Here is a 26,753-nt window from a genome sequence, read left to right on the forward strand (position 1 = left end):
CCGCCGCTCTCGTGTTGCCGTCAGGCCACGTAGGTCGCGACCGCGGTGCCGACGATGCCGGTGATGGCGACGTTGACGCTGCCCTTGCCGGGCTTGACGATGAACGTGCCGTCGTACTCCGAGCGGGCGGTGCCGTGCGCGCCGGTGGTGGCGTTCTCCCACACCAGGAGGCGGTCGGACAGGTCGATGCCCTTGATCGACTCGCACCGCTCCTTGGGCAGCGGCGACGGCGGGATACCGATCACCCCGAGCTCATGGCGCGCGATCACGCAGTTGGTGCGGATCACCAGGTTGCCGGCGTCGTCGTAGTCGCCGACCCAGGTGGCCGTGGCGTTCGGGGCATCGGTCCGGATGGACGTGCCGCCGGTGACGGTGCCACGGAACACCACGGAACCGGAGGCGTTGGCCGCCGCCGGGACGAAGGTGATCGCGGCGCCGGCAACGGCGGCGGCGGCGATCGCGCGACGGGCGAACGAGTTCATGAGCGGTCCTCTGGGTCGTGACGGATAGGTTTTGACTTCGCAAACTCTATAACGATATCAAAACGAGACAAAACCGCGTCCGACTCAGCCCAACCAGTTCCGCACCGAGGCCGGGACACCGCGTTTTCCACGGTGCGGGCCGAGGACCGCACCACCGAAGGGCTGCGACAGCAGATCCCGCGCGACCCGGTCCACGTCCGCCCCGGAGACCTTGTCGATCGCGGCGAGCGTGCGCGTGATCGTCCGCTGGTTCTGGTAGTTGACCTCGCTCCGCCCGATCCGGTGCATGCGGGACTGCGCATCCTCGAGACCGAGCACCAACCCGCCCCGGAGCGAGCCCTTGGCCCGCGTCAGCTCCTCGCCGGTGAGGCCGTCATCCCGGACGTCCTCGAGCACCTTCCGGGCGACCGTCGCTACCTCGCCCAGCCGCTCCGGGGAGCACCCCGCGTAGACGGAGAACAGTCCCGTATCGGCGTAGGTGTCGACCGCCGAGTACACGGTGTACGCCAGGCCGCGCTGCTCCCGGATCTCCTGGAACAGGCGCGAACTCAGGCCGCCGCCGATCGCGGTGTTGAGCACCGACAGCGCCCAGCGGTCCGGGTGGAACCGCCCGTACGCCCGGGTGCCGGCGACGAGGTGCGACTGCTCGCCGTCGCGGTTCACGACCTGAAGCGCCGGCGCGCCCGGGGCGCGCCGGATCCCGGTCCGGATCGGAGCCGACTCGGCGGCACCGTCGAGCCTGCCGGCGAAGGCCTTGCGCGCCAGCTTGACCACCTGCGCGTGCGTGACGTTCCCGGCGACCGCGAGCACCATCCGCTCCGGGGTGTACCGCCGGCGATGGAAGCCCCGCAGGCGCGCCGCCGTCATGGCGGAGACGGACTCCTCCGTGCCCAGGACCGGTCGCGCGAGCGGATGATCGCCGAGCAGGGCCCCGGTGGCCGCCTCGTTGACCAGGTCCTCCGGATCGTCGTCGCGCATGGCGAGCTCTTCGAGCACCACCTCCCGCTCGACATCGACGTCCTCGGGGCGGCACAGGCCGCTGAGCACCACGTCCGTCACCACGTCGACGGCGAGCTCCAGATCGACGTCGAGCACGTGCGCGTAGTAGCACGTGTGCTCCTTCGACGTGAAGGCGTTGATCTCGCCGCCCACGGCATCCACCTCGGCGGCCAGGGAGGCCGCGTCGCGGTGGGGCGTCGCCTTGAACAGCAGGTGCTCGAGGAAGTGCGCGGAACCCGCCGAGGCGGGGTGCTCGTCGCGCGAGCCGACGGCGACCCACAGGCCGACCGCCGCGGACCGGGAACCGGGCACCGTCTCCGTGACGACCCGCAGGCCGCCCGGCAGCACGCTACGACGAACGGGGGCACCCGATCCGGATGCCCCCGTCCGTGCAGCCCGGGATGTCAGGCTGCTCAGTTCCTACTCCTCGCCCGCGGGAGCGGCGGCGGACTCGTCCGCCTTCTCCTCGACGACGGGGATCAGGCTGATCTTGCCGCGCTCGTCGATGTCGGCGATCTCGACCTGCAGCTTGCTGCCGACGTTGACCACGTCCTCGACCTTGTTCACGCGCTTGCCGTTGCCCAGCTTGCTGATGTGCACCAGGCCGTCGCGGCCGGGAACCAGCGAGACGAAGGCGCCGAACGCCGTGGTCTTGACCACGGTGCCCAGGAAGCGCTCGCCCACCTTGGGCAGCTGCGGGTTCGCGATCGCATTGATGCGATCGATCGCCGCCTGCGCCGACGGGCCGTCGGCGGCACCGACGAACACCGTGCCGTCATCCTCGATCGAGATGTTGGCGCCGGTCTCCTCGGTGATCGAGTTGATCGTCTTGCCCTTGGGTCCGATGACCTCGCCGATCTTGTCCACGGGCACCTTGATGGTGGTGATCCGCGGGGCGTACGGGCTCATCTCGTCGGGAGCGTCGATCGCCTCGGCCATGACCTCGAGGATCGTGGTGCGGGCGTCCTTCGCCTGGCCCAGCGCGCCGGCCAGGACCTGCGACGGGATGCCGTCGAGCTTGGTGTCCAGCTGCAGGGCGGTGACGAAGTCGGACGTGCCGGCGACCTTGAAGTCCATGTCGCCGAAGGCGTCCTCGGCACCGAGGATGTCGGTCAGGGCCACGTAGCGGGCCTGGCCGTCGATCTCGTCGGAGACGAGGCCCATGGCGATGCCCGCGACGGGGGCCTTGAGCGGGACACCGGCGTTGAGCAGCGACATCGTCGAGGCGCACACCGAGCCCATGGACGTGGAGCCGTTCGAGCTCAGCGCCTCCGAGACCTGACGGATGGCGTAGGGGAACTCCTCCACCGAGGGCAGCACCGGCACGAGGGCACGCTCGGCGAGCGCACCGTGGCCGATCTCGCGGCGCTTCGGCGAGCCGACGCGGCCGGTCTCACCGGTCGAGTACGGCGGGAAGTTGTAGTGGTGCATGTAGCGCTTCGACTTCTCGGGTCCGAGCGAGTCGATCTGCTGCGCCATCTTCACCATGTCCAGCGTGGTGACGCCCAGGATCTGGGTCTCCCCGCGCTCGAACAGCGCGCTGCCGTGGGCGCGCGGGATCACGGCGATCTCGGCGCTGAGCGAGCGGATGTCGGTGATGCCACGGCCGTCGATGCGGAAGTGGTCGGTGAGGATGCGCTGGCGCACGAGCTTCTTGGTCAGCGAGCGGAACGCCGCGCCGATCTCGCCCTCGCGGCCCTCGAACTGCGGGCCCACGGCCTCGAGCACCTCGGCCTTGACGACATCGGTCGCGTTGTCGCGCTCCTGCTTGCCGGCGATCGACAGCGCGTCGCCCAGCTTCGCGGCACCCGCGGCCTCGACGGCGGCGAAGACATCGTCCTGGTAGGCCGGGAACAGCGGGAACTCGCCGGTCGGCTTCGCCGCGCCCGCGGCCAGCTGCTTCTGCGCCTCGCAGAGGACGGCGATGAAGGGCTTGGCGGCCTCGAGGCCCTCGGCCACGACGGCCTCGGTGGGCGCGGTGGCGCCGCCCGCGATGAGCTCGATGACGTTCTCGGTGGCCTCGGCCTCGACCATCATGATCGCGACATCGGCGTCCTTGCCGGAGCCCGAGACGATGCGGCCGGCGACGACCATGTCGAAGACGGCGCGCTCGAGCTGCTCGACGGTCGGGAAGGCGACCCACTGGCCGTCGATCAGGGCGACGCGCACGCCGCCGACGGGGCCGGAGAAGGGCAGACCGGCGATCTGCGTCGACGCCGAGGCGGCGTTGATCGCGACCACGTCGTACAGGTCCTTGGGATCGAGCGAGAGGACGGTCACGACGACCTGGATCTCGTTGCGGAGGCCGTCGACGAACGACGGGCGCAGCGGCCGGTCGATCAGGCGGCAGGTGAGGATCGCGTCGGTCGACGGGCGGCCCTCGCGGCGGAAGAACGAGCCGGGGATGCGGCCCGCGGCGTACATGCGCTCCTCGACGTCCACCGTCAGCGGGAAGAAGTCGAAGTGCTCCTTGGGGTGCTTGCTGTGCGACGTGGCCGACAGCAGCATGGTCTCGTCGTCGAGGTACGCGGCGACGGAGCCCGCGGCCTGCTGCGCGAACCGGCCGGTCTCGAACCGGATGGTGCGCGTGCCGAAGGAACCGTTGTCTATGACGGCGACGGCTTCGGTGATGTCGTCGTCGAACTCGACCTGGTTGTTATCAGTCATGAAGTGTGAAGTGACCTTCTCTGTCGTGCGGCTCGTCCTCACCGGGCGGCGCGCATACTGCGCGTGGCCCCGTCGTTCGACGTTGGCGGCGGGCGCTCTGGCGCGGTCATCGATCGAAGCCGCCGGACTCGTCTCTGCCTCACGCAGATCAACGTTCCGGCGACCACTACCGAGGACCACCCCGCGGGGAGTGACACCGAGAAGGCGCACCGCAGATGTCGGCCACCGGATCTACCGGCGCCGACGTCGGACGGACCGCCATCAAGGCTATCATCGGGAGTCTTTTCCAGGTCATTCGCACACGCCGTACTCAGGCGGAGGGGGACGGGATGTCGCAGACCGCTCGGGAGCGGACGCAGGGGTACACCGCCGTGTGGATCGCACGGATGATGCTGGTGGCGGCGTTCGTGTCGCTGCTCATGGCCGTGATCCGCGGCGATCGCGTGCTGCCGCTGGTCTCCGACGCGCTCGGCATCCTCGGCATCCCCTCGCATCCCAGCCTGCTGCTGGTCGCGGCGTTGACGGTGCTCAGCGGCGCGCTGCGCCGCCGGCTGCGCGCCGCACACACCGTCACCGTGATCCTGATGTCGCTGCAGGTGCTGGTCAACGCCTCCACGCTGGTGATCATCGCTACCGACCAGGTCGACCCCGACGACGTGCGCCACCTCCCGGCGTTCATGGAGGCGTACGTCTCCATCCGCTACTCGATGGCCGGCGCGGCGTTGGCGGCGGCGATCAGCCTCGTGGTGCTGGGGCTCGTCATCGCCGCCCGCCCGCGGTTCCCGGCCCGGCTCGCCCACGGCTCGCGCCGCGCGGCGATCGGGGTCCTCATCGGCGGCTTCGTCGCCGTGTACGTGATCGTGGTGGGCCTCGCGTCGACCTTCCCGGGGCGAGGCGCCTCGCGGCTGCACGGCACCGTCGAGATCCTGCTGTGGTCGCTGCGCTCGACCTTCGGCGTCGCGGTGCCGCGCCAGATCGACGTGGCGCTCAGCGGCCACTCCGGCCCGCTGTGGATCTACTCGCTCGCCGGCGTGATGTCGGCGTCGGTGCTGATCCTGGCCCTCATGGCGTTCTGGCGGGCCGGTCGCGGCGACGAGCTGATGACCGAGCCGGAGGAGCTCGAGGTCCGGCGCCTGCTGCTCGAGTACGGCGAGGACGACTCGCTCGGCTACTTCGCCACCCGCCGCGACAAGGCGGTGATCGCCGCGCCCGACCGCAAGGCGGTGGTGACCTGCCGCGCCGTCGGCCCGGTGTCGATGGCCAGCGCCGATCCCATCGGCCAGCGAGACTCCTGGCCCGGGGCGGTCGACGCGTGGATCGCGGACTGTCGCCGGCACAGCCTGTACCCCGCCGTGCTGGCCGCGAGCGCCGACGGCGCGCAGGTCTACGAGGCGGCGGGCCTGCGCACGCTGACGATCGGCGACGAGGCGATCATCCACGTCGACCGGTTCACACTCAAGGGCCGCGACATGCGCGCGGTCCGGCAGGCGGTCACGCGCGTGAGCGGGGCCGGATACACGCTGCAGGTACGGCGCCACGGCGATCTCACCGCCGAGGAGCTCAAGCGCCTCGCCGAGCTCGCCGAGAAGTGGCGCGGCGAGGAGACCGAGCGCGGCTTCTCCATGGCGCTCAACCGCATCGGCGATCCCGTGGACGGCCGCTGCGTGCTCGTCTCGGCGCACGACGCGGAGGGGGTGGTCCGCGGCCTGCTCAGCTTCGTGCCCTGGGGCACCCGCGGACTCTCGCTCGACCTCATGCGCCGCGACCGCGACGCCGAGAACGGCCTCAACGAGTTCATGGTCGCCAAGCTCATCGAGCAGTGCGGCGAGGTCGGCATCCGCCGGATCTCGTTGAACTTCGCGGTCTTCCGTTCGGTGTTCTCCGAGGCCGACCGCGTCGGCGCCGGCCCGATCACCCGGCTCGTCGACTCCGTGCTCAGCTTCGCGTCGAAGTTCTACCAGCTCGAGACGCTCTACCGGTCCAACGACAAGTACCGCCCGGAGTGGGTGCCCCGGATCCTCTGCTACGACCCCGTGCTCACCGCGGTGCGAGCCGGCATCGCGGTCGGCACGGCCGAGGGCTTCCTACCGCAGATCGGGCCGAAGTTCTTGGCGGGACCGTCGATCCCCGAACAGACGCCCCGCGACCCCGAGTTCGTCGACCGCCTCCTGGCCGACGAGGAACGGCTGCTGCGCCGCAAGGCGCCGCCCGTGCGCCTGTCGGAGCAGCAGCGCGTCCGCCGCCGCAAGCTCGAGGCCCTCGAGGCCGCGGGCATGCCCGGCTATCCCCCGTCGGTGCCGCGCACCTGCACCCTGGCCTCCGCCCGGGAGCAGTGCTCCGTCCTCCCGCCCGACGGTGCGTCGGGCACCGTCGTCTCCGTGACCGGCCGGGTGCGCGCGATGCGCGATTACGGCGGCGTCACCTTCGTCGATCTGCACGAGGACGGCGCGACGCTGCAGGTCATCGCGGAACGCTCGCGCACCCCCGACGACGCCCGGGCCCTGTGGCGCACGTCGATCGACATGGGCGACCTGGTGTCGGTCACCGGCGAGCTGGTGCGCTCGCGCACGGGCGAGCCCTCGGCGCTCCTCGCGTCCTGGGCGATGGCCGGCAAGTGCCTGTCCCCCGTTCCCAAGCGCTGGGTGCGCCTGGGCGACGAGACGCGGGCCCGCAACCGCGTCCTCGAGCTCATCACCGACGACGGTGCCGTCGACCTCCTGTACCGGCGCTCCCGGGCCGTCGCCGCGATGCGCGAGGCCTTCGTGGGCCGCGGGTACACCGAGGTCGAGACACCGATGCTGCAGTCGGTGCACGGCGGCGCCGCCGCGCGGCCCTTCACCACGCACATCAACGCCTACGACATGGACCTCTACCTGCGGATCGCACCCGAGCTGTACCTCAAGCGGCTGGCCGTGGGCGGCATGGGGCGCGTCTTCGAGATCAACCGGAACTTCCGCAACGAGGGCGCCGACGCCACGCACAACCCCGAGTTCACCGCGCTCGAGGCGTACGAGGCCTACGGCGACTACACCACCATGCGGACCCTCACGCGCGAGGTGATCCTGTCCGCCGCGGTCGCCGTGAACGGTCGACCGGTGGCCGTGCGGCCCGACGGTGCCGGGGGGACCCGGGAGATCGACCTCACCGCCGAGTGGCCGGTGGTCACCGTGCACTCCGCGGTCTCGAAGGCGGCGGGGGTGGAGCTGACCTCGGAGTCGACGCTCGAGGAGGTCGCCGCGGTGTGCGAGCGGTGGCACGTCGCCATTCCCCGCGGTGCGACGGCGGGCAAGCTGGTGATGGAGCTGTACGAGGCGCTGGTCGAGAAGCAGACCGAGTTCCCCACGTTCTACTGCGATTTCCCGGTCGAGGTCTCACCGCTGGCGCGGCGGCACCGGTCGGATCCGCGGCTGACGGAGCAGTGGGACCTGGTCGGCTTCGGCGCCGAGCTGGGGACCGCGTACACCGAGCTGACCGACCCGATCGATCAGCGCGAGCGGCTGACGAAGCAGTCCATGGCCGCGGCCGCGGGCGACCCGGAGGCGATGGAGCTCGACGAGTCCTTCCTCGACGCGCTGTCCTACGCCATGCCGCCCACCGGCGGCCTCGGCATCGGCGTGGATCGGATCATCATGCTGCTCGCCGGCGTGAACATCCGCGCCACCCTCGCCTTCCCCTTCGTCAAACCCCAGGACCGCTGAGCTCCTCGGAGACCTCGTCGTGCGACCCGCCCGATATCGTGAGACATTCGAACGATGACGGGGTATACGCGGGGCGCATAACCCCGCATCATCGTCGCAGTTCAGAGGGGTATGCGCCGCACGCATCGCTCGCGGAGGCGACACACCCCGCACCCGCGAGTCCCGCCGGCGGGCGGCGCACCGTCGAACCCCGACGAACGCGAGCGGCCCGCCCCCGGAAGTCCGGGAGCGGGCCGCTGGCGAAAGCTCTTAGCGACGCAGGCCGAGGCGCTCGATGAGCGAACGGTAGCGGTTGATGTCGACCGAGGCGACGTACTTCAGCAGACGACGCCGGCGGCCGACCAGCAGCAGCAGGCCGCGGCGGCTGTGGTGATCGTGCTTGTGCTGCTTGAGGTGCTCGGTGAGGTCGGTGATGCGCTTGGTGAGCATCGCGACCTGCGCCTCGGGCGAACCCGTGTCGGTCTCGTGGAGGCCGTACTCGGCGAGGATGGACTTCTTCTGCTCGGTGGTGAGCGACATGGATAGGCTCCTTCTCAGTATCGCGAGGTCATGAATCCGTGCCGCCGCCGCGAACCGCAGCAGGCACGAGAGGCCACATTACCAGGAGTCAGGCGATTCCCAGAATCGCGCGGGTCTTGTCGACGTCGCCGTCCATGGCCTTGAGCAGGTCCTCGATCGAGTCGAACCGCTCCATCCCGCGCACCCGGTCGACGAAGTCCACGGCCACGTGCTGGCCGTACAGATCGGCGGAGGTGTCGAGCACGAAGGCCTCGACGGTGCGCGTGCGGCCCGAGAAGGTGGGGTTGCTGCCCACCGAGACCGCGGCCGGGTACCGCTCCCCCGGCGTCACCTGCCCGACGACCGGACCGGGACCGAGGACGGTGAACCACGCGGCGTACACGCCGTCGGCGGGGATCGCGGCGAACATCGGCGGCGCGACGTTCGCCGTCGGGAAGCCCAGCTCACGACCGCGGCCGTCGCCGCGCACGACGACGCCCTCGACCCGGTGGGGCCGGCCGAGCGCCTCCGCGGCCGCGCTCACATCGCCCGCGTCCACGCACGAGCGGATGTAGGTCGACGAGTACGTGACCGCGTGCTCGGTGAGCAGCGGCACCGAGTCCACGGAGAAGCCGAACTTCTGGCCGAGCTGCGCGAGCATCTCGACATTGCCGAGGGCGCGGTAGCCGAAGGTGAAGTTGTCGCCCACGACGACGGCGGCGGCGTGCAGCCGCTCCACCAGCACGGAGTGCACGAAATCCTCGGCCGGCTGGGCCATCACGGTCGCGGTGAAGGGCATCACGCAGAAGACGTCGATGCCCAGTTCCTCGGCCAGCTCGGCGCGCCGGGTCAGCGTCGTGAGCTGCGGAGGATGCGAACCGGGGCGCACCACCTCGGCGGGATGCGGATCGAAGGTCATCAGGACTGCGGGGAGCCCGCGTTCATGGGCCTCCGCGGTCGCGCGTGCGATCAATTGGGCGTGTCCACGGTGTACACCGTCGAACACGCCGATCGTCACCACACAGCGTCCCCAGTCCGCGGGAACGTCATCGAGCCCTCGCCAGCGAAGCACGCACTCACCCTATCGGACGGCCTATGGTGGGTGCGTGAGTAAGCCTCCCCTGCCCGATTCGCCGCGCCCCGTGAGCGAGCTGTCCGCGGTCACGCAGGACTACCTCAAGCAGATCTGGACCGCGCAGGAGTGGTCCGATGTGAAGGTCACCACGAAGTCGCTCGCCGATGCGCTCGGCGTCTCCGCGTCCACCGCCTCCGAGGCCATCCGCAAGCTCGCCGACCAGGGCCTGGTCGACCACGAGAAGTACGGCGCGGTCACGCTCACCGACGACGGGCGCGCCGCCGCCACCGCGATGGTGCGCCGCCACCGGCTCCTGGAGACCTTCCTCGTCTCCGAGCTCGGCTACGGCTGGGACGAGGTGCACGACGAGGCGGAGGTCCTCGAGCACGCGGTCTCCGAACGCTTCCTGGCCCGCCTCGACGAGCGGCTCGGCTTCCCCGACCGCGATCCGCACGGCGATCCGATCCCCCAGCCCGACGGCACCGTCCCCGCTCCGGACGCGTGCCTGCTCTCCGAGCTCGAGGCCGGACAGTCCGGCACCGTCGCCCGGATCTCCGACTCCGACCCCGAGATGCTGCGCTACTTCCAGGAGGTCGGCATCGCACCCGACGCCCGGATCGAGGTCGTGGAGCTGCGCCGGTTCCTCGGGACCGTCGCCGTCACCGTCGACGACGGTGCGCCGCTCGACCTGGGTGACGTGGCCGCGCAGGCGATCTGGGTCAGGAGCTGACGGGCCCGGATCCCGTCGACCAGGGCCCTCATCGCACCGCTGCGCTGTTCGCGCCGCGCCAGCGCAACGGCGCCTCCTCGTACTCCTCGGCGATGTGCGCCGCCATCCCGACGGTGCGCCCGTACTGGAACAGCACCTCCGTCGCGCGGGCGGGTAACCCCAGCTCGTGCGCGACCGCGGCGCCGGCGAGGTCGATGTTCACCGCCCGCCCGACCCGGTCGGCGAGCGCCGACACCGCTTGCAGCGCAGGCGCATCCGGACGGTCGGCGCGCAGGAGGCCCAGCACGACGGAGGCCCGCGGATCCTCGCCCGTGTACACGATGTGCCCGAAGCCCGCGAGGTACCCGCCCGAGGACGCGTCGGCGATCGCGCGATCGAGACCGACCCCGTCGAGCACGCGGCCCAGCAGCTCGTACGCGGCCGCGGGAGCACCGCCGTGCAGCGGCCCGGTGAGGGCGCCGTACCCGGCGAGCAGCGCGTCGTAAAGCCCGGCCCGCGCCGACGCCGCGACGCGCGCGGCGGTGGTCGACGCGGCGAGCCCGTTGTCGATGAGGCACGTCGCCTGGGCCTGCACCCACGGGTGCTCGAGCCGCACCTCGGGCACCAGCTCGGCGAGGACCGGGAGTAGCCCCAGCGCTCGCTCCCCGATGTGGGATCGGTCCGCGCGCAGCGGATCCTGCGCCGCGAGCAGCGCCATCGCGAGCGGGATCCGGCGCTCGAGCGCCACGCCGCGCGCCGGGGCGAGGTCGACCCGGGGCGGGGGCACGGCACCGTCGACCTCGAGGGCGAAGCGCGCCGCGGCGGCGAAGTCCATCTCGGCGCACAGGTCCGCGATCGACCGGCCGCGCACGAACAGCGAGTCGCCGCGGAGCACCGAGACGCGGGTGGTGACCGCCCGGAACCGGAGGAGACGGTCGGCCTCGCGCCGGCCGTCGTGTTTGGCGGCCGCCAAGGAGTCCACCTGGGTGCGGTCGAACAGCGACTCGGCACGCCCCGGCATGCGCCGCGAATGCAGCACTCCCCGACTGACGTACGAGTAGAGCGTCCCGCGTTTGACGCCGAGCCGTTCCGCCGCCTCGGAGGTCGTGATCCATCTGTCCACGACTTGATTCAATCAACATTGCGGACATTGATCAACATCGCTCACACTCGGGTCATGACCACACCGCTCGTCGCCCCGGAGGGGCTCAAGAACGTCATCGTGACCGATACCGAACTCGGCGATGTCCGAGGTGAGGAGGGCTACTACCACTACCGCGGCCACGACGCCGCGCGCCTGGCCGCCACCGTGAGCTTCGAGGACGCCTGGCACCTCGTGCTGTTCGGTTCGCTCCCCGGGGCCGACGATGCCGCGGCCTTCCGTGCGCGGGTGGGCGCGCTCCGCGCCCTCGACGGGCGGACCGTCGACCTGCTGCGGGCGACGGTCCGGCCCGGGACCGAGCCGATGCACGCGCTGCGCGTGGCGCTCGCCGCGCTGGGCGTCGGCGACCGTCCGCTGATGGACCTGTCCGAGGAGGAGCGGACCGCGGCGGCGCTGCGGTCCGCGGCGGTGACCCCGACCATCCTGGCGACGGCGCACCGTCTGGCCCGGGGCGAGGCGCCCATCGAGGCCGACCCGGACGCCGGTCACGCCGCCGACTACCTCCGAATGGCCACGGGCGACACCGATCCCGACGACGCCGCGGCGCTGCAGATCTATCTGGTCGCGACCATCGACCACGGCTTCAACGCCTCGACCTTCGCGGGCCGGGTGATCGCCTCCACCGGGTCCGACATGGCCTCGTGCCTGCTCGGAGCCCTGGGCGCCTTCCTCGGGCCGCTGCACGGCGGCGCGCCCAGTCGGGCGCTGGCCGCCCTCGCGGAGATCGGCGACCCGGCGAACACCCGGGAGTGGGTGCGCGGCAAGATCTCCCGCGACGAGAAGATCATGGGCTTCGGGCACGCGGTGTACCGCACCCACGACCCGCGGTCGGAGCTGCTCAAGGGTGTTGCGCGGCGGTACGACTCGCCGCTGGTCCGGCAGGCGCTCGCGGTGGAATCAGAGATCGAGGCGGCGATCAACGAGCTCAAACCGGGCCGGCGGCTGTACGCGAACGTCGAGTACTACGCGGGCGTGCTGATGAGCGAGGTGGGACTGCCCCCGTCGATGTTCACGCCCACTTTCGGCGTGGCCCGCGTCGTCGGCTGGTCGGCGAACGTCCTCGAGCAGGTCCGCCAGGGCAAGATCATCCGACCGTCGGCGCGCTACGTCGGAGATCTTTTGCAGTAGCATCGGATCGGTGACCACACCGTCGAACGCCGGCCGCTACCGCATCGGGGAGCACGTCGTGCAGCTGCGCGCACCACGGCTCGCCGACGCCGAATCGTGGCGCCGCACCAACCTCGAGCACGAGAGCCGGCTGCGGCCCGCGTTCGGCAGCCCCGACACCGATTGGGACGCGGAGCACTCCCTCGCCGCCTGGGCCGAGACCTGGTGGGCGGCGACCCACGACCCCGACGTGCGGATCGCGCGCGTGCTCACGGTCGAGGACGGCGCGGAGGAACGAGTGGTCGGCTACCAGGTGTGGGCGGGCCGGGATCCGCGCACCGGCCACGCCGAGGCCTCCACGTGGATCGCGGGCCTGCCGCGATCGTTGAAGGTGGCCATGTTCTTCACCGCCGCCTGTCTCCTCGACGCCTTCACCGCCCATCCCGACCTGCCCTTCGCCGTCGGGCCGATGGCCGTGCACAATCGGCCGCCGATCGCCCTCGCCGAGTCGGTCGGCTTCACCTACCAGCAGACGCTCCGCGGACTGCGCGAGTACGAGGGCCGGCCGGCCGACCACTCGATCCACGTCCGCCACAACACCGAGGAGGCGCGGGCGGAACTGGCCGCGGTCATCGCCTCGATCGGCGCCGAACCGCTGCCGCCGCGGCCCGCGGCCCGCCCGTCCACCGGCGCGGCCCTCGGGCTGGCCCGGCTCGGGGTCCGCCGGGTGCGCGCCCGGGTGCGTGCCGCGCGCGCCACCCCGACGGCGGACACCGCCGTCGACACCGTGACCGTCGCCGGCCGGCCCATCGGGTCCATCGGCGTGCACGTCGACGGCGGCAGCTCGACGACCGAGATCATCGAGCGCCTGCACCGCGATGCGGACCCCGACGCCGCGACCGCAGCCGTCGTCGCCGCGTGCCGGGCCGCCGCGGACGCTCAGCAGACCCGGCGGCTCACGATCGCGCTGGCCGACCGCCACGCGGGCGCCGTCGCCGATCTGACCGCGCTGGGCTTCGTGTCCGAGGGCACGGCCCTGCCGACGCTCGGCGACGAGTCCACGCCCCGCGAGAGCTGGACCCGCCTCCTGGCGTGGTGAGCGCCGCTCAGGCCGACGGCCGCACCACGAAGACCGAGCTCGCGCGGTTGCCGTTCTCCCGTAGGAGCGCGAAGACGCGCCCGTCCGGGGCGGCCGCGGCGTAGACGCCGGGGATCCCCACCGGATCCAGCCAGCGGCCGAGCGAGAGGTCGACGGCCTGTTCCGCGGTCACCTCGCGGGTGGTGAAACCCGCCGCGATCGCCTCGTCGATGCCGTACGACAGGCGCGGACTCTCGAAGAGCTCGTCGAGCGTGATCGCATGGTCGAGTCCGTAGGGCCCGACCCGCGTGCGACGCAGGGCCGTCAGGTGCCCGCCCACGCCGAGCGCCGCGCCGAGGTCCCGGGCCAGCGCGCGCACGTACGTGCCCGACGAGCACTCGACGGTCACGTCGAGGTCGAGGTACTCGCCCTCGCGCCGGAAGGCGTGCGCCGCGAACTCGTCGACGGTGACCGGGCGCGCCTTGAGCGCGACCTCGGCGCCCTCGCGGACCAACTGGTGGGCGCGCTTACCGTCGACCTTGATGGCGCTCACCGTCGACGGGACCTGCTCGATCGCCCCCGTCAGGGGGAGCATGGCGGCGCGGACGGCATCGTCGGAAAGCCCTGCGGCGGAGGCGCCGCCGGTGATCTCGCCCTCGGCGTCGTCGGTCGTCGTGGCGGCGCCGAGCCGGACGGTGGCCGAATAGGCCTTCGTCGTCAGGGCGAGGTGACCGAGCAGCTTGGTGGCGCGCTCGATCCCGATGACCAGCACGCCGGTGGCCATCGGGTCGAGCGTGCCGGCGTGGCCGACCTTGCGGGTGCCCATCGCGCGGCGGCACCGCGCGACGACATCGTGACTGGTCAGGCCGGCGGGCTTGTCGACGATGACGAGCCCGGCCCCGTCGGGCTCCAGGAAACCCCTGTGGGGAGTGGTCATCTCACACCTCCGCGATCGAGGTCACGATGAGGCCGCCGGTGATCCGCCACCGGCCGGCGAAGGACGCGACCGGCGGGCCGCCATCGGTGGCCCTCCCGTCGATGAGGATGCGCGATCGGAAGGTGCCCTCGGCGGAATCGTCCGTGCGGGAGGTGAGGTCGAAGCCGATCTCCGCGTCCTCGAAACCGAGCCACCGGCCCGTGATCGGGTTCCACGCCTTGTACGTCGCCTCCTTGGCGCAGAACAGGAGTCGGTCCCAATGCAGCCCGTCCTCCTCGCGGGAGGCGAGCACCTCCCGCTCGGACGCCACCGAGACGGTGGGCAGGACCTTGTCCGGCAGGGGCAGGTGCGGCTCGGCGTCGATCCCGACGGTGCGCACCCCCATCCGGTAGCCCACGACCGCGCCGCGGTAACCGTCGCAGTGCGTGAGCGCGCCCACCACGTTGCGCGGCCAGTCCACCCCGCCGCTCTCGCCCTTGACGAGCACGGCATCGTCGATGCCCAACTCCCCCAGCGCCTCCCGCGCGAGCTGGCGCACCGTCGCGTACTCCGCCTGTCGCTTGGGCACGGCCCGCGCGATCTGCGCCGCCTCGCGCGGGTGCAGCTGCGCGTCGACATCGCCGCGCGCCTCGCGCGCGACCAGTCCGCGCGGGAGCATGGACTGCAGGATCACTTCTCCGACTCCTTCTCCCGAGCGGCACGACGCTCGGCGATGCGTTCCCGCGCGGCGACGCGCCGGTCGCTCAGGCGCTCCTGCGCGGCAGCACGTTCCGCCGCGAACCGCTCCGGATCGTCCCGGTACTTCGGGTCCACCGCGAAGTGGACGCCGTAGTGCCCCAGCGACTCCTCCGTGTAGTCCGGCGCCGGGAGGATCCGCCGCAGCAGCGGCTCGGGCAGGCCCCGCTCCTGCCACTCCCGCGGGTAGCCCACCGACACCTCCTCGAACCGGACGCCGTCGTACCAGGTGGTGCGCGGAATGTGCAGGTGCCCGTACACGGCGGCCTCGGCGTTGTAGCGCACGTGCCAGTCGCGGGTCTCGACGGTGCCGCACCACAGCGCGAAGTCCGGGTAGAAGAGCACCTCGGTGGGCTCGCGGCGCAGCGGCCAGTGGTTCACGAGCACCGTCCGGGTGCCGGCCGGCAGCGCGGCGAGTCGGCGGCGCGTGTACTCCAGGCGCGCCCGGCACCACGCGTCGCGGGTCGCGTAGGGCTCGGGCGAGAGCAGGAACTCGTCGGTGGCGACGACGCTCTTCTCCTTCGCGCGGGCCAGCGCCTGCAGCGTGGTCATGCCCTCGTCGCGGAAGCTGTAGTCGTAGAGCAGGAACATGGGAACGATCGTGACCGGCGCCGTGTCGGGGTCGTCCGGGTCCTCGAACACCGGGTACGGGTCCTCCGGGGTGAGCACGCCGTGATGCCGGCAGATCTCCACCAGGTGGTCGTAGCGGGCCTCGCCGAAGACCTGCATCGGGTCCTTGGAGGTGGTGTACAGCTCGTGGTTGCCCGGGACCCAGATCACCGTCGAGAACTGCGGCACGAGCGCGCTGAGCACCTCGTCGAGCTGGTCCGTGCGCTCGCAGACATCGCCGGCCAGGATCAGCCAGTCGTCCGGGGACGTGGGCCGCACCTTGTCGACGACGCCCTCGTTCCCCCGGTGCCCGACGTGCAGGTCACTGATCGCCCAGAGGTTCACCACCCCTCCACGCTACCGGGCGGCCGCGATCGCACCGCCCCCGAAGGGCCGAATCCGGGGTGCGTCCGGCGCGGCTCAGTAGTCTCAAGGGCGATGACTGAGCTCACTGCCCCCGCGGCCACCGGCCGCCGTCGCCCCGTCGACTGGATGGACTGGGCCATGATCGCCCTGGCGATCGTCTCGCTCGTCCTGATCACGGTGATGACCTTCGTGCACCTGCCGCGCGAGCTCTACATCACCGTGCTGTGCATCGACGCCGGGATCTGCCTGATCTTCATCCTGGAGTTCCTGGCCCGCTGGCGCGCCACCCATTGGTCGCGCAGGTTCCTGCTGCTCAACTGGTACGAGCTGCTCGGCATGGTGCCCGCGTTCGTGGTCACGATGGCGCTGCCGTCCAGCTTCAAGTTCCTCCGCCTGGTGCTGGTGCTCGCGCGGCTCGCCGCCGCGATCGACCGCGCCTACGGCGACCGGATCACCGCGGTCATCGTGGGACGTGCGACGGACGCCGTGGTCGACGCCGTGAAACGGCCGATCACCGTCGCCGTGCTCGACGAGGTGGCGGAGGTCCTCAAGTCCGGCCACTACACCAAGAACATCGCCCTGGCCCTGGAGGAGAACCGCCCCGAGATGAGCGGGATGATCCTGGAGATGGTCAAGAACGATCCGCAGACCAAGGCGGTCAAGTACGTCCCCTTCCACGACGAGATCATCCAGCTGATCGTGGACACCTCGTTCCGGATGGTGCTGCAGGTGCTCGCCGACGAGCGGACCGACGAGTTGGTCTCCGACATGCTGCGCGAGAACATCGACCAGATCCGAGACTCGGTGCGGCGCAAGGCGGACGCCGCCGCGCCGACGGTGCCGGGCAACACGGCCGTCACAGCGCGCCCGGCCCCGTAACCGCCCCGTTACGGCGCGGACACCGCCCGCCAACGCGCCCGCAGCACGATTCCATCCAACCCCGCGCCGCACGGCCGGGCCGGAAGGAATCTCCCGTGACCGCATTGCAACCCCCGGAGGCGACGAGCGCACCGTCGACCTCTCCCCGCGACAGCGCCTCCCGCGAGACGCTCGAGGACTACACCCTGCGGTTCGCGCCGCGCAGCTACCGCAAGTGGGGCCCCGCGGTGGTCGCGACGTCCGCCCTCGGCGGCATCGCCTACCTCGCCGATTTCGCGATCGGCGCGAACATCGGCATCGCGAACGGCACCGGAAACGCGCTCTGGGGCATCGGCTTCTTCGCGCTGGTCATCGTGCTGACCGGCTACCCGCTCGCCTACTACGCCGCGCGGTACAACATCGACCTCGACCTCATCACCCGGGGCAGCGGCTTCGGCTACTACGGCTCGGTGCTGACGAACGTGATCTTCGCGTCCTTCACGTTCATCTTCTTCGCCCTCGAGGGATCGATCATGGCGCAGGGCCTCAAGCTCGGCCTCGGCATCGACCTGTGGCTCGGATACCTGCTCTCGTCGGTACTGATCATCCCGCTGGTGATCTACGGCATGAACACGCTCGCCAAGCTGCAGGTGTGGACGACCCCGCTGTGGCTGGTGATGATGGTGCTGCCCTTCGGATATCTGCTGTTCAAGCACCCCGACGCGATCGGCGACTTCTTCGCCTTCGGCGGCATCGACACCGCGACCGGTGAGCCCCTGCACAAGGGCGTCAGCTTCGCCGGCACCATGCTGGCCGCGGGCGTGTGCCTCTCGCTCATCGCCCAGATCGCCGAGCAGATCGACTACCTGCGCTTCATGCCGCCCAAGACGCCGGAGAACTCGCGCCGCTGGTGGACCGCCGTGATCACGGCCGGCCCCGGCTGGGTCTTCTTCGGCGCCGTCAAGCAGATCGTCGGCCTCTTCCTGGCCGTCTACCTGATCGGCATCACGATCGACAACGCCGGCATCGCCAACCAGCCGGTGCACCAGTTCGTGGAGATCTACCAGGACTTCCTGCCGCACTGGCTCGCGCTCACGCTCGCCGTGATCCTCGTGGTGATCAGCCAGATCAAGATCAACGTCACCAACGCCTACTCGGGCTCGCTCGCGTGGACCAACAGCTTCACCCGCGTCACCAAGACCTACCCGGGCCGCCTGGTGTTCCTGGTGTTCAACGTCGTCATCGCGATCGTGCTGATGGAGGCCGACATGTTCAGCTTCCTCAACAACCTGCTGAACTTCTACGCCAACTGCGGCATCGCGTGGATCGTGGCCGTGGCCAGCGACATCGCGATCAACAAGTACCTGCTCAAGATCTCGCCGAAGGTCCCCGAGTTCCGCCGCGGCATGCTCTACGACATCAACCCCGTCGGCTTCGTCTCGGTGATCGTGGCGGCCGGCCTGTCCATCGCCGCGTTCTTCGGGCTCCTCGGCTCGGGCCTGCAGCCCTACTCGCCGCTGGTGGCCCTGGTCCTCGCCCTCGTGCTACCGCCGGTCCTCGCGGTCGCCACCCGGGGCAAGTACTACCTGCGCCGCTCCGACGACGGCATCGACCTGCCGATGTTCGACGAGTACGGCAACCCGTCGGGCGAGAAGCTCCTGTGCTGCGTGACCGGCGTCGAGTTCGAGCGGCCCGACATGCTCGCCTCCGCGGTGCCCGGCCCCGAGGGCGAGAAGCGGTACATCAGCTCGCTGGCTCTGTCGACGGACAAGTCCGGCGCGCACCTCCTGCCCGCGGACCCGCCGGTGCGGTAGGCGCGTCCCTCACCCCACCGGATCCGACGGTGCGCCGCCCTCAGGGGCCGGCGCGCCGTCGTCCGCGGTCCGCTCCCGCAGGTGCAGCAGGATCTCGGCGTGCCCCTGCAGGAAGGCCCGCTCATCGAGCTTCTTGCGGCGCATCCACCCCGTGACCTCGGAGTTGCACTTGCTGGCGTTGCACGAGCGGCACGCGGGCACCACGTTGGTCTGCGTGTACCGGCCGCCCCGCGAGATCGGCAGGACGCAGTCCTTCTGGAACGGGCCGGGCCCGCCGCAGTACGCGCACACGCCCCACAGGTCCACCAGCTCGGTCCACTCGGCGGCGGTGAGGTCGTTGTCGGCGGCGGCCACGCGCCGCGCGCGGCGGCGGGCGACCCGGGCCTTGCGGGTCTGCGCGCGCGGCGCAGTCGACTTCGGGGGCACGCGCACACGGTACCCATCAAAAGCGATACCGATACGGTAGTTTCCGCCCGGGAACCGGACGAAAGGAATACGGTCCAGTCATGCCCACCTATGAATTCCGCTGCAGCAGTTGCGGACCCTTCGACGCCGTCTTCAGCATGCGCGAGGTCCCGGAGTCGACGGAGTGCCGCTGCGGGTCCCCGGCGCGTCGCGGGATCACCGCGCCCCGGTTGGGCAGCGGCGCGTCCGCCGCGATGAAGCTGCTGGACGCCACCAGGGCCACCGCCGAGAACCCGGCCGTCGTCTCCGCCCCGACCGGGCGGGCGCGCGGCGGCGGGGGCGGCGCACCGTCGAACCCCCGGCACGCGGCACTCCCCCGCCCCTGAATCCTCCCGATCGTCCACCGCAGAAGAAAGGCCAGTTCCATGCCCGATGTCGTCTTTCCGCTCGATTCCAGTAGGAAGTTCACCGATCAGGAGAAGATCGGCCACAACCGGTGGCACTACGCCATCCCGCCGGCCGTCACCGTCAAGCCGGGCGACACCTTCCGGGTGCACTGCCGGGAGTGGTTCGACGGTGCGATCCACAACGACGATTCGGCCGAGGACATCCTGAACGCACCGCTGACCACGGTGCACACCCTGTCCGGGCCGATCGCGGTGGAGGGCGCGAAGCCGGGCGACCTGCTCATCGTCGACATCGTCGACGTGGGCCCGATCCCCCAGGAGGACACCGGCCCCCTGGCCGGCCAGGGCTGGGGCTACACGGGCATCTTCGCCAAGGAGAACGGCGGCGGCTTCCTCACCGACCAGTTCCCCGACGCCTACAAGGCCATCTGGGACTTCACCGGCCACACCGCCACCTCACGGCACGTCCCGCACGTGAGCTTCACCGGCATCATCCATCCCGGGCTCATGGGCACGGCACCGTCGAAGGACCTGTTGGCCCGCTGGAACGCCCGCGAGGCCGCGCTCATCGCCACCGATCCCGACCGCGTCCCGCCGCTCGCGCTGCCGCCCGAGCCGAACGACGCGATCCTCGGCAGCCTGACCGGCGACGCCTTCACCGCCGCCGCGGCGGATGCCGCGCGCACCGCACCGCCGCGCGAGAACGGCGGCAACCAGGACATCAAGAACCTCACCCGCGGCACCCGCGTGTTCTACCCGGTGTTCGTGGACGGGGCGAACCTGTCCGTGGGCGACCTGCATTTCAGCCAGGGCGACGGCGAGATCACCTTCTGCGGCGCCATCGAGATGGGCGGCTTCATCGACCTGCACGTCGACATCATCTCCGGCGGCATGGAGACCTACGGCGTCAGCGAGAACGCGATCTTCCTGCCCGGCGGCGACGTGGGCCCGCGGTACGAGCAGTTCCTCGCCTTCTCGGGCACCTCGGTGACCCTGGACGACGAGCAGCGCTACCTGGACAGCCACCTCGCCTACCAGCGGGCCTGCCTGCACGCGATCGACTACCTCACCAAGTTCGGCTACAGCCCGGAACAGGCCTACCTGTTGCTCGGCGCCGCGCCGATCGAGGGCCGCCTCTCGGGCGTCGTCGACATCCCGAACTCCTGTGCCACCGTGTACATCCCGACGTCGATCTTCGACTTCGACGTGACGCCCGGCAAGGACGGACCGGTTCGGATCGATCCGGGTCAGGGCGCGCCGCGCGCGGCGCGCTGACCGGCGCCCCCGGGCCCGGCCGTGCCGGGGCCCGGGTCAGCGCGGGAAGGGCAGGTTCGGCGGGATGGTGATGGTGCGCGGCACGCCCGGCGGCACGTCGATGCCCGGCGGGATCACGACGGTCGTCGGGTAGGGCTGCGTCGTCTGCTGCTGCGTCCCCGTCGGGTAGGTCGTCGTGGTCGTCGGGTACGCCGCGGTGGTGTCGGGCGTGTACGGGGCGACATAGGGCTGCTCGGGCGTGGTGGCCTGGCCCGGCGCGGTCGTCGTGGTCGCGGCGGCCGAGGACGAGCCGCTCGCGGACGGCGCGGAGGAATGCGCCGACGACGGGCCCGAGCCCGCGCTCGGGTTCACGGTGAACGACGGCACCGAACCCGAATCGGACGGTGCACACGCCACCATCGCTCCGAGCCCGGCGACGACGGCCGTACCGGCCAGGATCCGGCGGAACGCGGGCGTGCGCGCAATCACAGTGAATGCCATATGCAACATAGGACCGTATTCACGGCCGCATTGCAAGCCGGATCGCGGGGCCGGCACCCGATCCGCCCGATCAACCGGGTGCGGTACCCACCCGCTCCCACCGGTGGCCCAGGAACCGGGACACCACGGCGGCACAGCGCAGCGCCATGAACACCGCCAGACCCGACCAGATGCCCGTGAGCCCCCAGCCGAAGGCGTAGGCGAGCCAGATCAGCGGGAGGAACCCGACCAGCGCCGACACCATCGTCGCCGTGCGCAGGTAGGCCGCGTCCGAGGCGCCGAGCAGCACGCCGTCGAGGGCGAAGACGACCCCGGCGACCGGCACCATGCCGACGAGGAACCACCACGGCACCGTCAGCGCGTCGAGGACCTGCGCATCGGAGGTGAAGGCGTGCGGCAGGGTGCCGGCCAGCGCCGCGAGGAGCGCGGCGATCCCGATCGCGAAGGCCGTGGACCACGCCGTGACCCGGCGCCCCAGGGACCGCGCGGCGGACGTGTCCCCGGCGCCCAGCGCGGCACCCACCAAGGTCTGCGCGGCGATCGCGAGCGAATCGAGGACGAGGGCCACGAAGTTCCACAGCTGCATGGCGATCTGATGCGCGCCCACGAACGGCGCACCCGCGCGGGCCGCCACCGCCCCGGCGGAGATGAAGCAGATCTGGAAGGACAGGCTGCGCACGATCAGGTCGCGGCCCAGCACGAGCTGCGCCCGCACCAGGGCGGGCCGGAGCCGGAGTCCGCCCGCCGGCGCGGCGCGGATCACCGCGCCCAGGAAGAGCAGGCCACTGACGACCTGCCCGGCGAGGTTCGCCCACGCCGAGCCGACCAGGCCGAGGGCGGGTGCACCGAGCCAGCCGTGCACCAGCACGGGGCACAGCACCGTCGACAAGCCCAGGCCCGCCAGCACGAACACCAGCGGGGCCCGCGGCCGCTGCACGCCGCGCAACCAGCCGTTGCCCGCCATCGTGACCAGGATGAGCGGGATGCCGAACGCCGCCACCCGCAGCCACGACTCGGCGGCGACGGCGATCTCGTCGCGACCCGCGAGCGCCCGCGTCACCGGCGCCGCGAAGATCTGCACCAGAGCCAGCAGGACACCGCCGCCCCCGAGCGCGAGCCACGTGGCCTGCACCCCCTCGGTGACGGCACCGTCGGGATCCCCCGCTCCGTACCGGCGCGCCGACCGCGAGGTCGTGCCGTACGAGAGGAAGGTCAGCTGCGTCGACACCGTCGCCAGGATGAGCCCGCCCACGGCGAGGCCCGCCAGCGGGAGCGCACCCAGTCGCCCGATGATCGCCGTGTCCCACAGCAGGTACAGCGGTTCCGCGGCGAGCACGCCCAGCGCGGGCAATGCCTGCCCGACGATCCGCCGGCCGAGGCCGGACGGGACGGCGCCGACCGCCTCGGTCATGCCCGGGCGAGGAAGGCGGACACCACGTCCTGGGCGGTGCCGGTGGCCGAGTAGCCCGCCGCCAGCCGGTGCCCGCCGCCGCCGAAGGCGCGGGCCAGGGCCGAGACATCGACATCGGTGCGCGCCCGCAGCGACGCGGACCACTCGCCGTTGTCGGCCTCCTTGAACAGCGCGGCGACCTCGCAGTCGTCGGCCGTGCGGAGCAGGTCGATGAGGGATTCGGCGGCGTCCCAGCCGAGCGGGCCGCGGTCGACGGCCCGGCACACGGCGTAGACCGCGCCGCGGCCGCCGAAGGCCTCCGGCACGGCCGTCGCGGAGCCGAGCACCGCCGCGACCATCGGGAACCAGGCACGGGGATGACTGTCGAGCAGGTCCCTCGAGAGGCCGCGGCCGCGGGCGCCCGCGTCGAGCAGCCGGGCGGCCATCCGGTGTCCCGCGGGCGAGGCCCAGCGGAACGAGCCGGTGTCGGTGACCAGGCCGGCGTACAGGCAGTCCGCGGTCCCCGCGTCGACCTCGGCACCGAGCGCGTCGATCACCGCCAGCACCAGTTCCGTGGTGCTGTTGGCCGTCGCATCGATCAGGTCGACGGTGCCGAACCCGCCGTTCGTGGCGTGGTGGTCGATCACGACCCGCACCGGGTGCGCCCGGAACGAGTCCTCCAGCCCGGCGAGCCGCTCCGCGCTGGCGCAGTCGACGGCGACCGCGACCCCGGCGTCGATCGGGGCCGAGAAGCCGTCGGCGCCGGCCAAGCCGCCGATGCCGGACGGCAGGTCCGGGCCGGGGTGGCTCACCGAGACCTCGGCGCCGCGGGCACGGAGCACCCGCGCCAGCGCCAGGCCGGAGCCCAGCGTGTCGGCGTCGGGCCGCACGTGGCAGTACACCGCGACGCGGGGCGCCCCGTCGAGCGCCGCCGCGACGGCCGCGAGGGCTCCGCTCACCGCGGGTCCTCGTCCGGCTCGCCGTCCGGGTCCTCGTCGTGCTTGTACGGATCGGCGTCGCCCGCCGGCTTCGCGGTGGCCGCCACGGCGGCCACCCGCTCGTCCTGCTCGCGGGCCTTCGCCAGCAGCGCCTCCATGTTCGCGACCGCGGCGGGCACCCCGTCGAGCTCGAACCGGAGAGTGGGCGTGAATCGCACGCCCGTGCCCGCGCCGACCTTGCTGCGGAGCTGGCCGCGGGCCTTCTCCAGGCCCGCCGCGGCGGCCTCGTAGTCCGGCTCGACGTCGAGCGTCGGGCCCATCACGGTGTAGAACACCGTCGCGTCGTGCAGGTCGTTCGTCACCCGAGTATCGGTGACGGTCACGTGGTCCAGCCGCGGATCCTTGATGTCGTGCTCGATCGCCGTCGCGACGATCGTCCCGATCCGCTTGGCGAGCCGAGCGGCCCGTGCCGGGTCAGCCATGACCACTCCCTCCCTTGAAAACATCTGACGATCGACGACGGCGCAGCGGCTCCGTCATCGATCGGTGAACTGCGAGCATAGCCCGCCGAGCCCCGTTAATCCTCCGGGCCGAACAGTCTCCGGCGCACCGAGAGCAGTTGGGTCTCAGGATGTGCGGCGACGGTGCGCTCGCAGCGATCGAGGATCTCGACGACGTGCTCGTGGTCGGGTCCGACCACGCCGACGCCGAGCATCGACCGGCGGTGCAGGTCGTGTTCGCCCACCTCGGCGGCGCTGACGGAGAACCTCCGCAGCTCGGCGAGGACGGGCCTGATGACGGATCGCTTCTGCTTGAGCGAATGGACATCACCCAGCAGGAGATCGAATTCCAGAGCTCCTATGAACATCGTGCGGGCCACCCGGCCCAGGGGCTCGAGGAGTCACCGTCCGGGCGCTTCGACGCCCGGACGGTGACCCCGTGACTAATCGCGGGCCCTCTCGACCAGCTCGTAGGTCTCGATCACGTCGCCGACCTTGATGTCGGAGTACGAGAGCGTGAGACCGCATTCGTAGCCCTCGCGCACCTCGGTCGCGTCGTCCTTCTCCCGCTTGAGCGAGGTGACGGTGAGGTTCTCGGCCACGACGGTGGAGTCGCGCAGCAGCCGCGCCTTGGCGTTGCGGCGCATGATGCCGGACTGGACCATGCAACCCGCGATGTTGCCCACCTTGGACGACTTGAAGATCGCGCGGATCTCGGCCTGGCCGAGCTCCTTCTCCTCGTAGACCGGCTTGAGCATGCCCTTGAGCGCGGCCTCGACCTCGTCGATCGCCTGGTAGATCACCGAGTAGTACCGGATCTCCACGCCCTCGCGGTTGGCGAGCTCGGTGGCCTTGCCCTCGGCCCGCACGTTGAAGGCGATGATGATCGCGTTCGACGCCGACGCCAGGTTGACGTTGGTCTCGGTGACGCCACCGACACCGCGGTCGATGACCCGCAGCTGCACCTCGTCGTCGATCTCGATGCCCAGCAGGGCCTCCTCGAGCGCCTCGACGGTGCCCGAGTTGTCGCCCTTGAGGATGAGGTTGAGCTGGCTCGTCTCCTTGAGCGCGGCGTCCAGGTCCTCCAGCGAGACACGCTTGCGCGACCGAGCCGCCAGGGCGTTGCGCTTGCGCGCCGCGCGCCGGTCGGCGATCTGCCGGGCGATGCGGTCCTCGTCGACGACGAGCAGGTTGTCGCCCGCGCCGGGCACCGACGTGAAGCCGATGACCTGCACCGGACGCGACGGGAACGCCTCGGTGATGTCATCGCCGTTCTCGTCGACCATGCGGCGGACGCGACCGTACGCGTCGCCGGCCACGATCGAGTCGCCGACCCGCAGGGTGCCGCGCTGGATGAGCACGGTGGCCACGGGACCGCGGCCGCGGTCGAGGTGCGCCTCGATGGCCACGCCCTGCGCGTCCATGTCGGGGTTCGCCCGCAGGTCCAGCGAGGCGTCGGCCGTCAGTAGCACCGCTTCGAGCAGCGTGTCGACGTTCGTGCCCTGCTTCGCGGAGATGTCGACGAACATCGTGTCGCCGCCGTACTCCTCGGGAACCAGGCCGTACTCGGTGAGCTGGCCGCGGATCTTCTCCGGCTGCGCGCCCTCCTTGTCGATCTTGTTCACCGCCACGACGATCGGCACGTCGGCCGCCTGCGCGTGGTTGATGGCCTCCACCGTCTGCGGCATGACGCCGTCGTCGGCCGCGACCACGAGGATCGCGAGGTCGGTGGCCTTGGCACCGCGGGCACGCATGGCGGTGAACGCCTCGTGACCCGGGGTGTCGATGAACGTGATCAGGCGCTCGTTGCCCTCGAGCTCGGTGAGCACCTGGTAGGCGCCGATGTGCTGCGTGATGCCGCCGGCCTCGCCCTCGCGGACATTGGCCTTGCGGATCGTGTCGAGCAGTCGGGTCTTACCGTGATCGACGTGGCCCATGACGGTGACCACCGGCGGACGCTGCTCGAGATCGTCCTCGCCGCCCTCGTCCTCGCCGTAGGTGAGGTCGAAGCTGTCGAGCAGCTCGCGGTCCTCGTCCTCGGGGCTGACGACCTGGACGACGTAGTTCATCTCCTCGCCCAGCAGCACGAGAGTCTCCTCGTTCACCGACTGGGTGGCGGTGACCATCTCGCCCAGGTTGAACAGGGCCTGGACCAGCGATGCCGGGTTCGCGTCGATCTTCTCGGCGAAGTCGCTCAGCGACGCGCCGCGGGCGAGACGGATCGTCTCACCGGCGCCGCGTGGCAACCGGACGCCACCGGCGATCGGCGCCTGCATGCTTTCGTACTCGGCGCGTTTCGCCCGCTTCGACTTACGGCCACGACGCGGGGCGCCACCGGGACGACCGAAGGCACCCGCGGTGCCGCCGGGACGGCCACGACCGCCGCCGCCACCGGGACGACCGCGGAAACCACCCGCGGGAGCACCGGTACCGGTACCGCCGCCGGGGTGGATCAGCTTCATCAAGCCGGAGAAGGTCTTCCGCACGCCGTCGCGATCCCGTTGCGAGATCTGCTCACTGAGGGTGAAGTCACCGGCGTATCGATCGGAGAAGTCCAGCGAACG

The 26,753-nt window shown here is 71.2% G+C and carries 24 protein-coding genes; 8 read left to right on the forward strand and 16 right to left on the reverse strand.

The window, feature by feature from the left end; genetic code table 11:
• Positions 1–20 precede the first annotated feature (20 nt).
• The 3 genes from HF999_RS07395 to HF999_RS07405 all read right to left on the reverse strand — a co-directional run bounded on the left by HF999_RS07395 (position 21) and on the right by HF999_RS07405 (position 4,148).
• Entirely contained in the window at positions 21–482 is a 462-nt protein-coding gene (locus HF999_RS07395; protein WP_168545243.1) for a hypothetical protein, read from the reverse strand.
• A gap of 84 nt (positions 483–566) precedes the next feature.
• Entirely contained in the window at positions 567–1,898 is a 1,332-nt protein-coding gene (locus tag HF999_RS07400) for a M16 family metallopeptidase (RefSeq protein WP_168545274.1), read from the reverse strand.
• Between the two features lie 3 nt (positions 1,899–1,901).
• Entirely contained in the window at positions 1,902–4,148 is a 2,247-nt protein-coding gene (locus tag HF999_RS07405; protein WP_168545244.1) for a polyribonucleotide nucleotidyltransferase, read from the reverse strand.
• A 329-nt stretch (positions 4,149–4,477) separates the two neighbouring features.
• Between HF999_RS07405 and lysX the strand changes: the two genes are divergently transcribed.
• On the forward strand, positions 4,478–7,846 hold the full coding sequence (gene lysX, locus HF999_RS07410) for a bifunctional lysylphosphatidylglycerol synthetase/lysine--tRNA ligase LysX (RefSeq protein WP_168545245.1): 3,369 nt from the start codon (positions 4,478–4,480) through the stop codon (positions 7,844–7,846).
• 249 nt (positions 7,847–8,095) lie between these two features.
• Here lysX and rpsO read toward each other — a convergent pair whose 3' ends face one another.
• Positions 8,096–8,365 (reverse strand): 30S ribosomal protein S15, encoded by a 270-nt coding sequence (rpsO, locus tag HF999_RS07415; RefSeq protein ID WP_068535417.1) that lies wholly within the window; start codon positions 8,363–8,365, stop codon positions 8,096–8,098.
• 88 nt (positions 8,366–8,453) lie between these two features.
• Positions 8,454–9,416 carry a bifunctional riboflavin kinase/FAD synthetase gene (locus HF999_RS07420; protein WP_168545246.1) on the reverse strand — a complete coding sequence of 321 codons (963 nt, stop codon included), beginning with the start codon at positions 9,414–9,416 and terminating at the stop codon, positions 8,454–8,456.
• 70 nt (positions 9,417–9,486) lie between these two features.
• Here HF999_RS07420 and HF999_RS07425 point away from each other — a divergent pair, with 70 nt between their 5' ends.
• A complete protein-coding gene (locus HF999_RS07425; protein WP_168545275.1) occupies positions 9,487–10,149 on the forward strand; it encodes a metal-dependent transcriptional regulator in 663 nt (220 codons plus the stop codon).
• Positions 10,150–10,177: 28 nt separating this feature from the next.
• Here the strand turns inward: HF999_RS07425 and HF999_RS07430 are convergent, their stop codons facing one another.
• Positions 10,178–11,251 carry a citrate synthase gene (locus HF999_RS07430; protein ID WP_168545247.1) on the reverse strand — a complete coding sequence of 358 codons (1,074 nt, stop codon included), beginning with the start codon at positions 11,249–11,251 and terminating at the stop codon, positions 10,178–10,180.
• 54 nt (positions 11,252–11,305) lie between these two features.
• Here HF999_RS07430 and HF999_RS07435 point away from each other — a divergent pair, with 54 nt between their 5' ends.
• Together HF999_RS07435 and HF999_RS07440 are read left to right on the forward strand one after the other, a co-directional pair.
• On the forward strand, positions 11,306–12,418 hold the full coding sequence (locus HF999_RS07435; protein WP_168545248.1) for a citrate/2-methylcitrate synthase: 1,113 nt from the start codon (positions 11,306–11,308) through the stop codon (positions 12,416–12,418).
• A 10-nt stretch (positions 12,419–12,428) separates the two neighbouring features.
• Positions 12,429–13,496: a GNAT family N-acetyltransferase gene (locus tag HF999_RS07440; protein WP_168545249.1), complete on the forward strand. Its 1,068-nt coding sequence runs from the start codon at positions 12,429–12,431 to the stop codon at positions 13,494–13,496.
• 7 nt (positions 13,497–13,503) lie between these two features.
• On the opposite strand, the gene truB is transcribed toward HF999_RS07440, so the two are convergent.
• The 3 genes from truB to HF999_RS07455 are packed head-to-tail and all read right to left on the reverse strand — an operon-like array spanning position 13,504 to position 16,104.
• Complete coding sequence (gene truB, locus HF999_RS07445; RefSeq protein ID WP_168545250.1) at positions 13,504–14,412, reverse strand: tRNA pseudouridine(55) synthase TruB; 909 nt, start codon at positions 14,410–14,412, stop codon at positions 13,504–13,506.
• 1 nt (position 14,413) lies between these two features.
• Positions 14,414–15,082 (reverse strand): 4'-phosphopantetheinyl transferase family protein, encoded by a 669-nt coding sequence (locus HF999_RS07450; RefSeq protein WP_168545276.1) that lies wholly within the window; start codon positions 15,080–15,082, stop codon positions 14,414–14,416.
• On the reverse strand, positions 15,082–16,104 hold the full coding sequence (locus HF999_RS07455) for a metallophosphoesterase family protein (RefSeq protein ID WP_168545251.1): 1,023 nt from the start codon (positions 16,102–16,104) through the stop codon (positions 15,082–15,084). Before HF999_RS07455 ends, HF999_RS07450 begins: the two co-directional genes overlap by 1 nt.
• A 90-nt stretch (positions 16,105–16,194) precedes the next feature.
• Here HF999_RS07455 and HF999_RS07460 point away from each other — a divergent pair, with 90 nt between their 5' ends.
• Together HF999_RS07460 and HF999_RS07465 are read left to right on the forward strand one after the other, a co-directional pair.
• Positions 16,195–17,001, forward strand: a complete 807-nt coding sequence (locus HF999_RS07460; protein WP_168545252.1) for an ion transporter — start codon at positions 16,195–16,197, stop codon at positions 16,999–17,001.
• Positions 17,002–17,096: 95 nt separating this feature from the next.
• Positions 17,097–18,794: a purine-cytosine permease family protein gene (locus HF999_RS07465; RefSeq protein ID WP_168545253.1), complete on the forward strand. Its 1,698-nt coding sequence runs from the start codon at positions 17,097–17,099 to the stop codon at positions 18,792–18,794.
• A gap of 9 nt (positions 18,795–18,803) precedes the next feature.
• On the opposite strand, the gene HF999_RS22455 is transcribed toward HF999_RS07465, so the two are convergent.
• Positions 18,804–19,220 carry an HNH endonuclease gene (locus tag HF999_RS22455; RefSeq protein ID WP_312854055.1) on the reverse strand — a complete coding sequence of 139 codons (417 nt, stop codon included), beginning with the start codon at positions 19,218–19,220 and terminating at the stop codon, positions 18,804–18,806.
• Between the two features lie 80 nt (positions 19,221–19,300).
• Here HF999_RS22455 and HF999_RS07475 point away from each other — a divergent pair, with 80 nt between their 5' ends.
• Together HF999_RS07475 and fmdA are read left to right on the forward strand one after the other, a co-directional pair.
• Entirely contained in the window at positions 19,301–19,585 is a 285-nt protein-coding gene (locus tag HF999_RS07475) for an FmdB family zinc ribbon protein (RefSeq protein WP_168545254.1), read from the forward strand.
• A 39-nt stretch (positions 19,586–19,624) separates the two neighbouring features.
• Positions 19,625–20,881, forward strand: a complete 1,257-nt coding sequence (gene fmdA / locus HF999_RS07480) for a formamidase (RefSeq protein WP_168545255.1) — start codon at positions 19,625–19,627, stop codon at positions 20,879–20,881.
• Between the two features lie 36 nt (positions 20,882–20,917).
• Here fmdA and HF999_RS07485 read toward each other — a convergent pair whose 3' ends face one another.
• From HF999_RS07485 to infB, 6 genes are all read right to left on the reverse strand, one after another.
• Positions 20,918–21,361, reverse strand: coding sequence for a hypothetical protein (locus HF999_RS07485; RefSeq protein ID WP_168545256.1), 444 nt, complete (start codon positions 21,359–21,361; stop codon positions 20,918–20,920).
• Positions 21,362–21,431: 70 nt separating this feature from the next.
• On the reverse strand, positions 21,432–22,772 hold the full coding sequence (locus HF999_RS07490) for an MATE family efflux transporter (RefSeq protein ID WP_168545257.1): 1,341 nt from the start codon (positions 22,770–22,772) through the stop codon (positions 21,432–21,434).
• Positions 22,769–23,710: a DHH family phosphoesterase gene (locus tag HF999_RS07495; protein WP_168545258.1), complete on the reverse strand. Its 942-nt coding sequence runs from the start codon at positions 23,708–23,710 to the stop codon at positions 22,769–22,771. Before HF999_RS07495 ends, HF999_RS07490 begins: the two co-directional genes overlap by 4 nt.
• Positions 23,707–24,171 carry a 30S ribosome-binding factor RbfA gene (gene rbfA, locus HF999_RS07500; protein ID WP_168545259.1) on the reverse strand — a complete coding sequence of 155 codons (465 nt, stop codon included), beginning with the start codon at positions 24,169–24,171 and terminating at the stop codon, positions 23,707–23,709. Before rbfA ends, HF999_RS07495 begins: the two co-directional genes overlap by 4 nt.
• A gap of 95 nt (positions 24,172–24,266) precedes the next feature.
• A complete protein-coding gene (locus HF999_RS07505; protein WP_168545260.1) occupies positions 24,267–24,557 on the reverse strand; it encodes a DUF503 domain-containing protein in 291 nt (96 codons plus the stop codon).
• A 75-nt stretch (positions 24,558–24,632) separates the two neighbouring features.
• Positions 24,633–26,753 (reverse strand): translation initiation factor IF-2 (infB, locus tag HF999_RS07510; RefSeq protein ID WP_210733549.1); only part of this gene is annotated, 2,121 nt, incomplete at its 5' end.

It is taken from the genome of Tsukamurella spumae (genome assembly GCF_012396015.1).
Classification (GTDB): domain Bacteria; phylum Actinomycetota; class Actinomycetes; order Mycobacteriales; family Mycobacteriaceae; genus Tsukamurella; species Tsukamurella spumae.

Bases quoted from the DNA above. Each gene is read 5' to 3' on its own strand.
- rpsO (WP_068535417.1), bottom strand. From the start codon at position 8,365: ATGTCGCTCACCACCGAGCAGAAGAAGTCCATCCTCGCCGAGTACGGC.
- HF999_RS07485 (WP_168545256.1), bottom strand. From the start codon at position 21,361: ATGGCATTCACTGTGATTGCGCGCACGCCCGCGTTCCGCCGGATCCTG.
- HF999_RS07395 (WP_168545243.1), bottom strand. From the start codon at position 482: ATGAACTCGTTCGCCCGTCGCGCGATCGCCGCCGCCGCCGTTGCCGGC.
- HF999_RS07405 (WP_168545244.1), bottom strand. From the start codon at position 4,148: ATGACTGATAACAACCAGGTCGAGTTCGACGACGACATCACCGAAGCC.
- HF999_RS07490 (WP_168545257.1), bottom strand. From the start codon at position 22,772: ATGACCGAGGCGGTCGGCGCCGTCCCGTCCGGCCTCGGCCGGCGGATC.
- HF999_RS07460 (WP_168545252.1), top strand. From the start codon at position 16,195: ATGACTGAGCTCACTGCCCCCGCGGCCACCGGCCGCCGTCGCCCCGTC.
- truB (WP_168545250.1), bottom strand. From the start codon at position 14,412: ATGACCACTCCCCACAGGGGTTTCCTGGAGCCCGACGGGGCCGGGCTC.
- fmdA (WP_168545255.1), top strand. From the start codon at position 19,625: ATGCCCGATGTCGTCTTTCCGCTCGATTCCAGTAGGAAGTTCACCGAT.
- rbfA (WP_168545259.1), bottom strand. From the start codon at position 24,171: ATGGCTGACCCGGCACGGGCCGCTCGGCTCGCCAAGCGGATCGGGACG.
- HF999_RS07475 (WP_168545254.1), top strand. From the start codon at position 19,301: ATGCCCACCTATGAATTCCGCTGCAGCAGTTGCGGACCCTTCGACGCC.
- lysX (WP_168545245.1), top strand. From the start codon at position 4,478: ATGTCGCAGACCGCTCGGGAGCGGACGCAGGGGTACACCGCCGTGTGG.
- HF999_RS07505 (WP_168545260.1), bottom strand. From the start codon at position 24,557: ATGTTCATAGGAGCTCTGGAATTCGATCTCCTGCTGGGTGATGTCCAT.
- HF999_RS07435 (WP_168545248.1), top strand. From the start codon at position 11,306: ATGACCACACCGCTCGTCGCCCCGGAGGGGCTCAAGAACGTCATCGTG.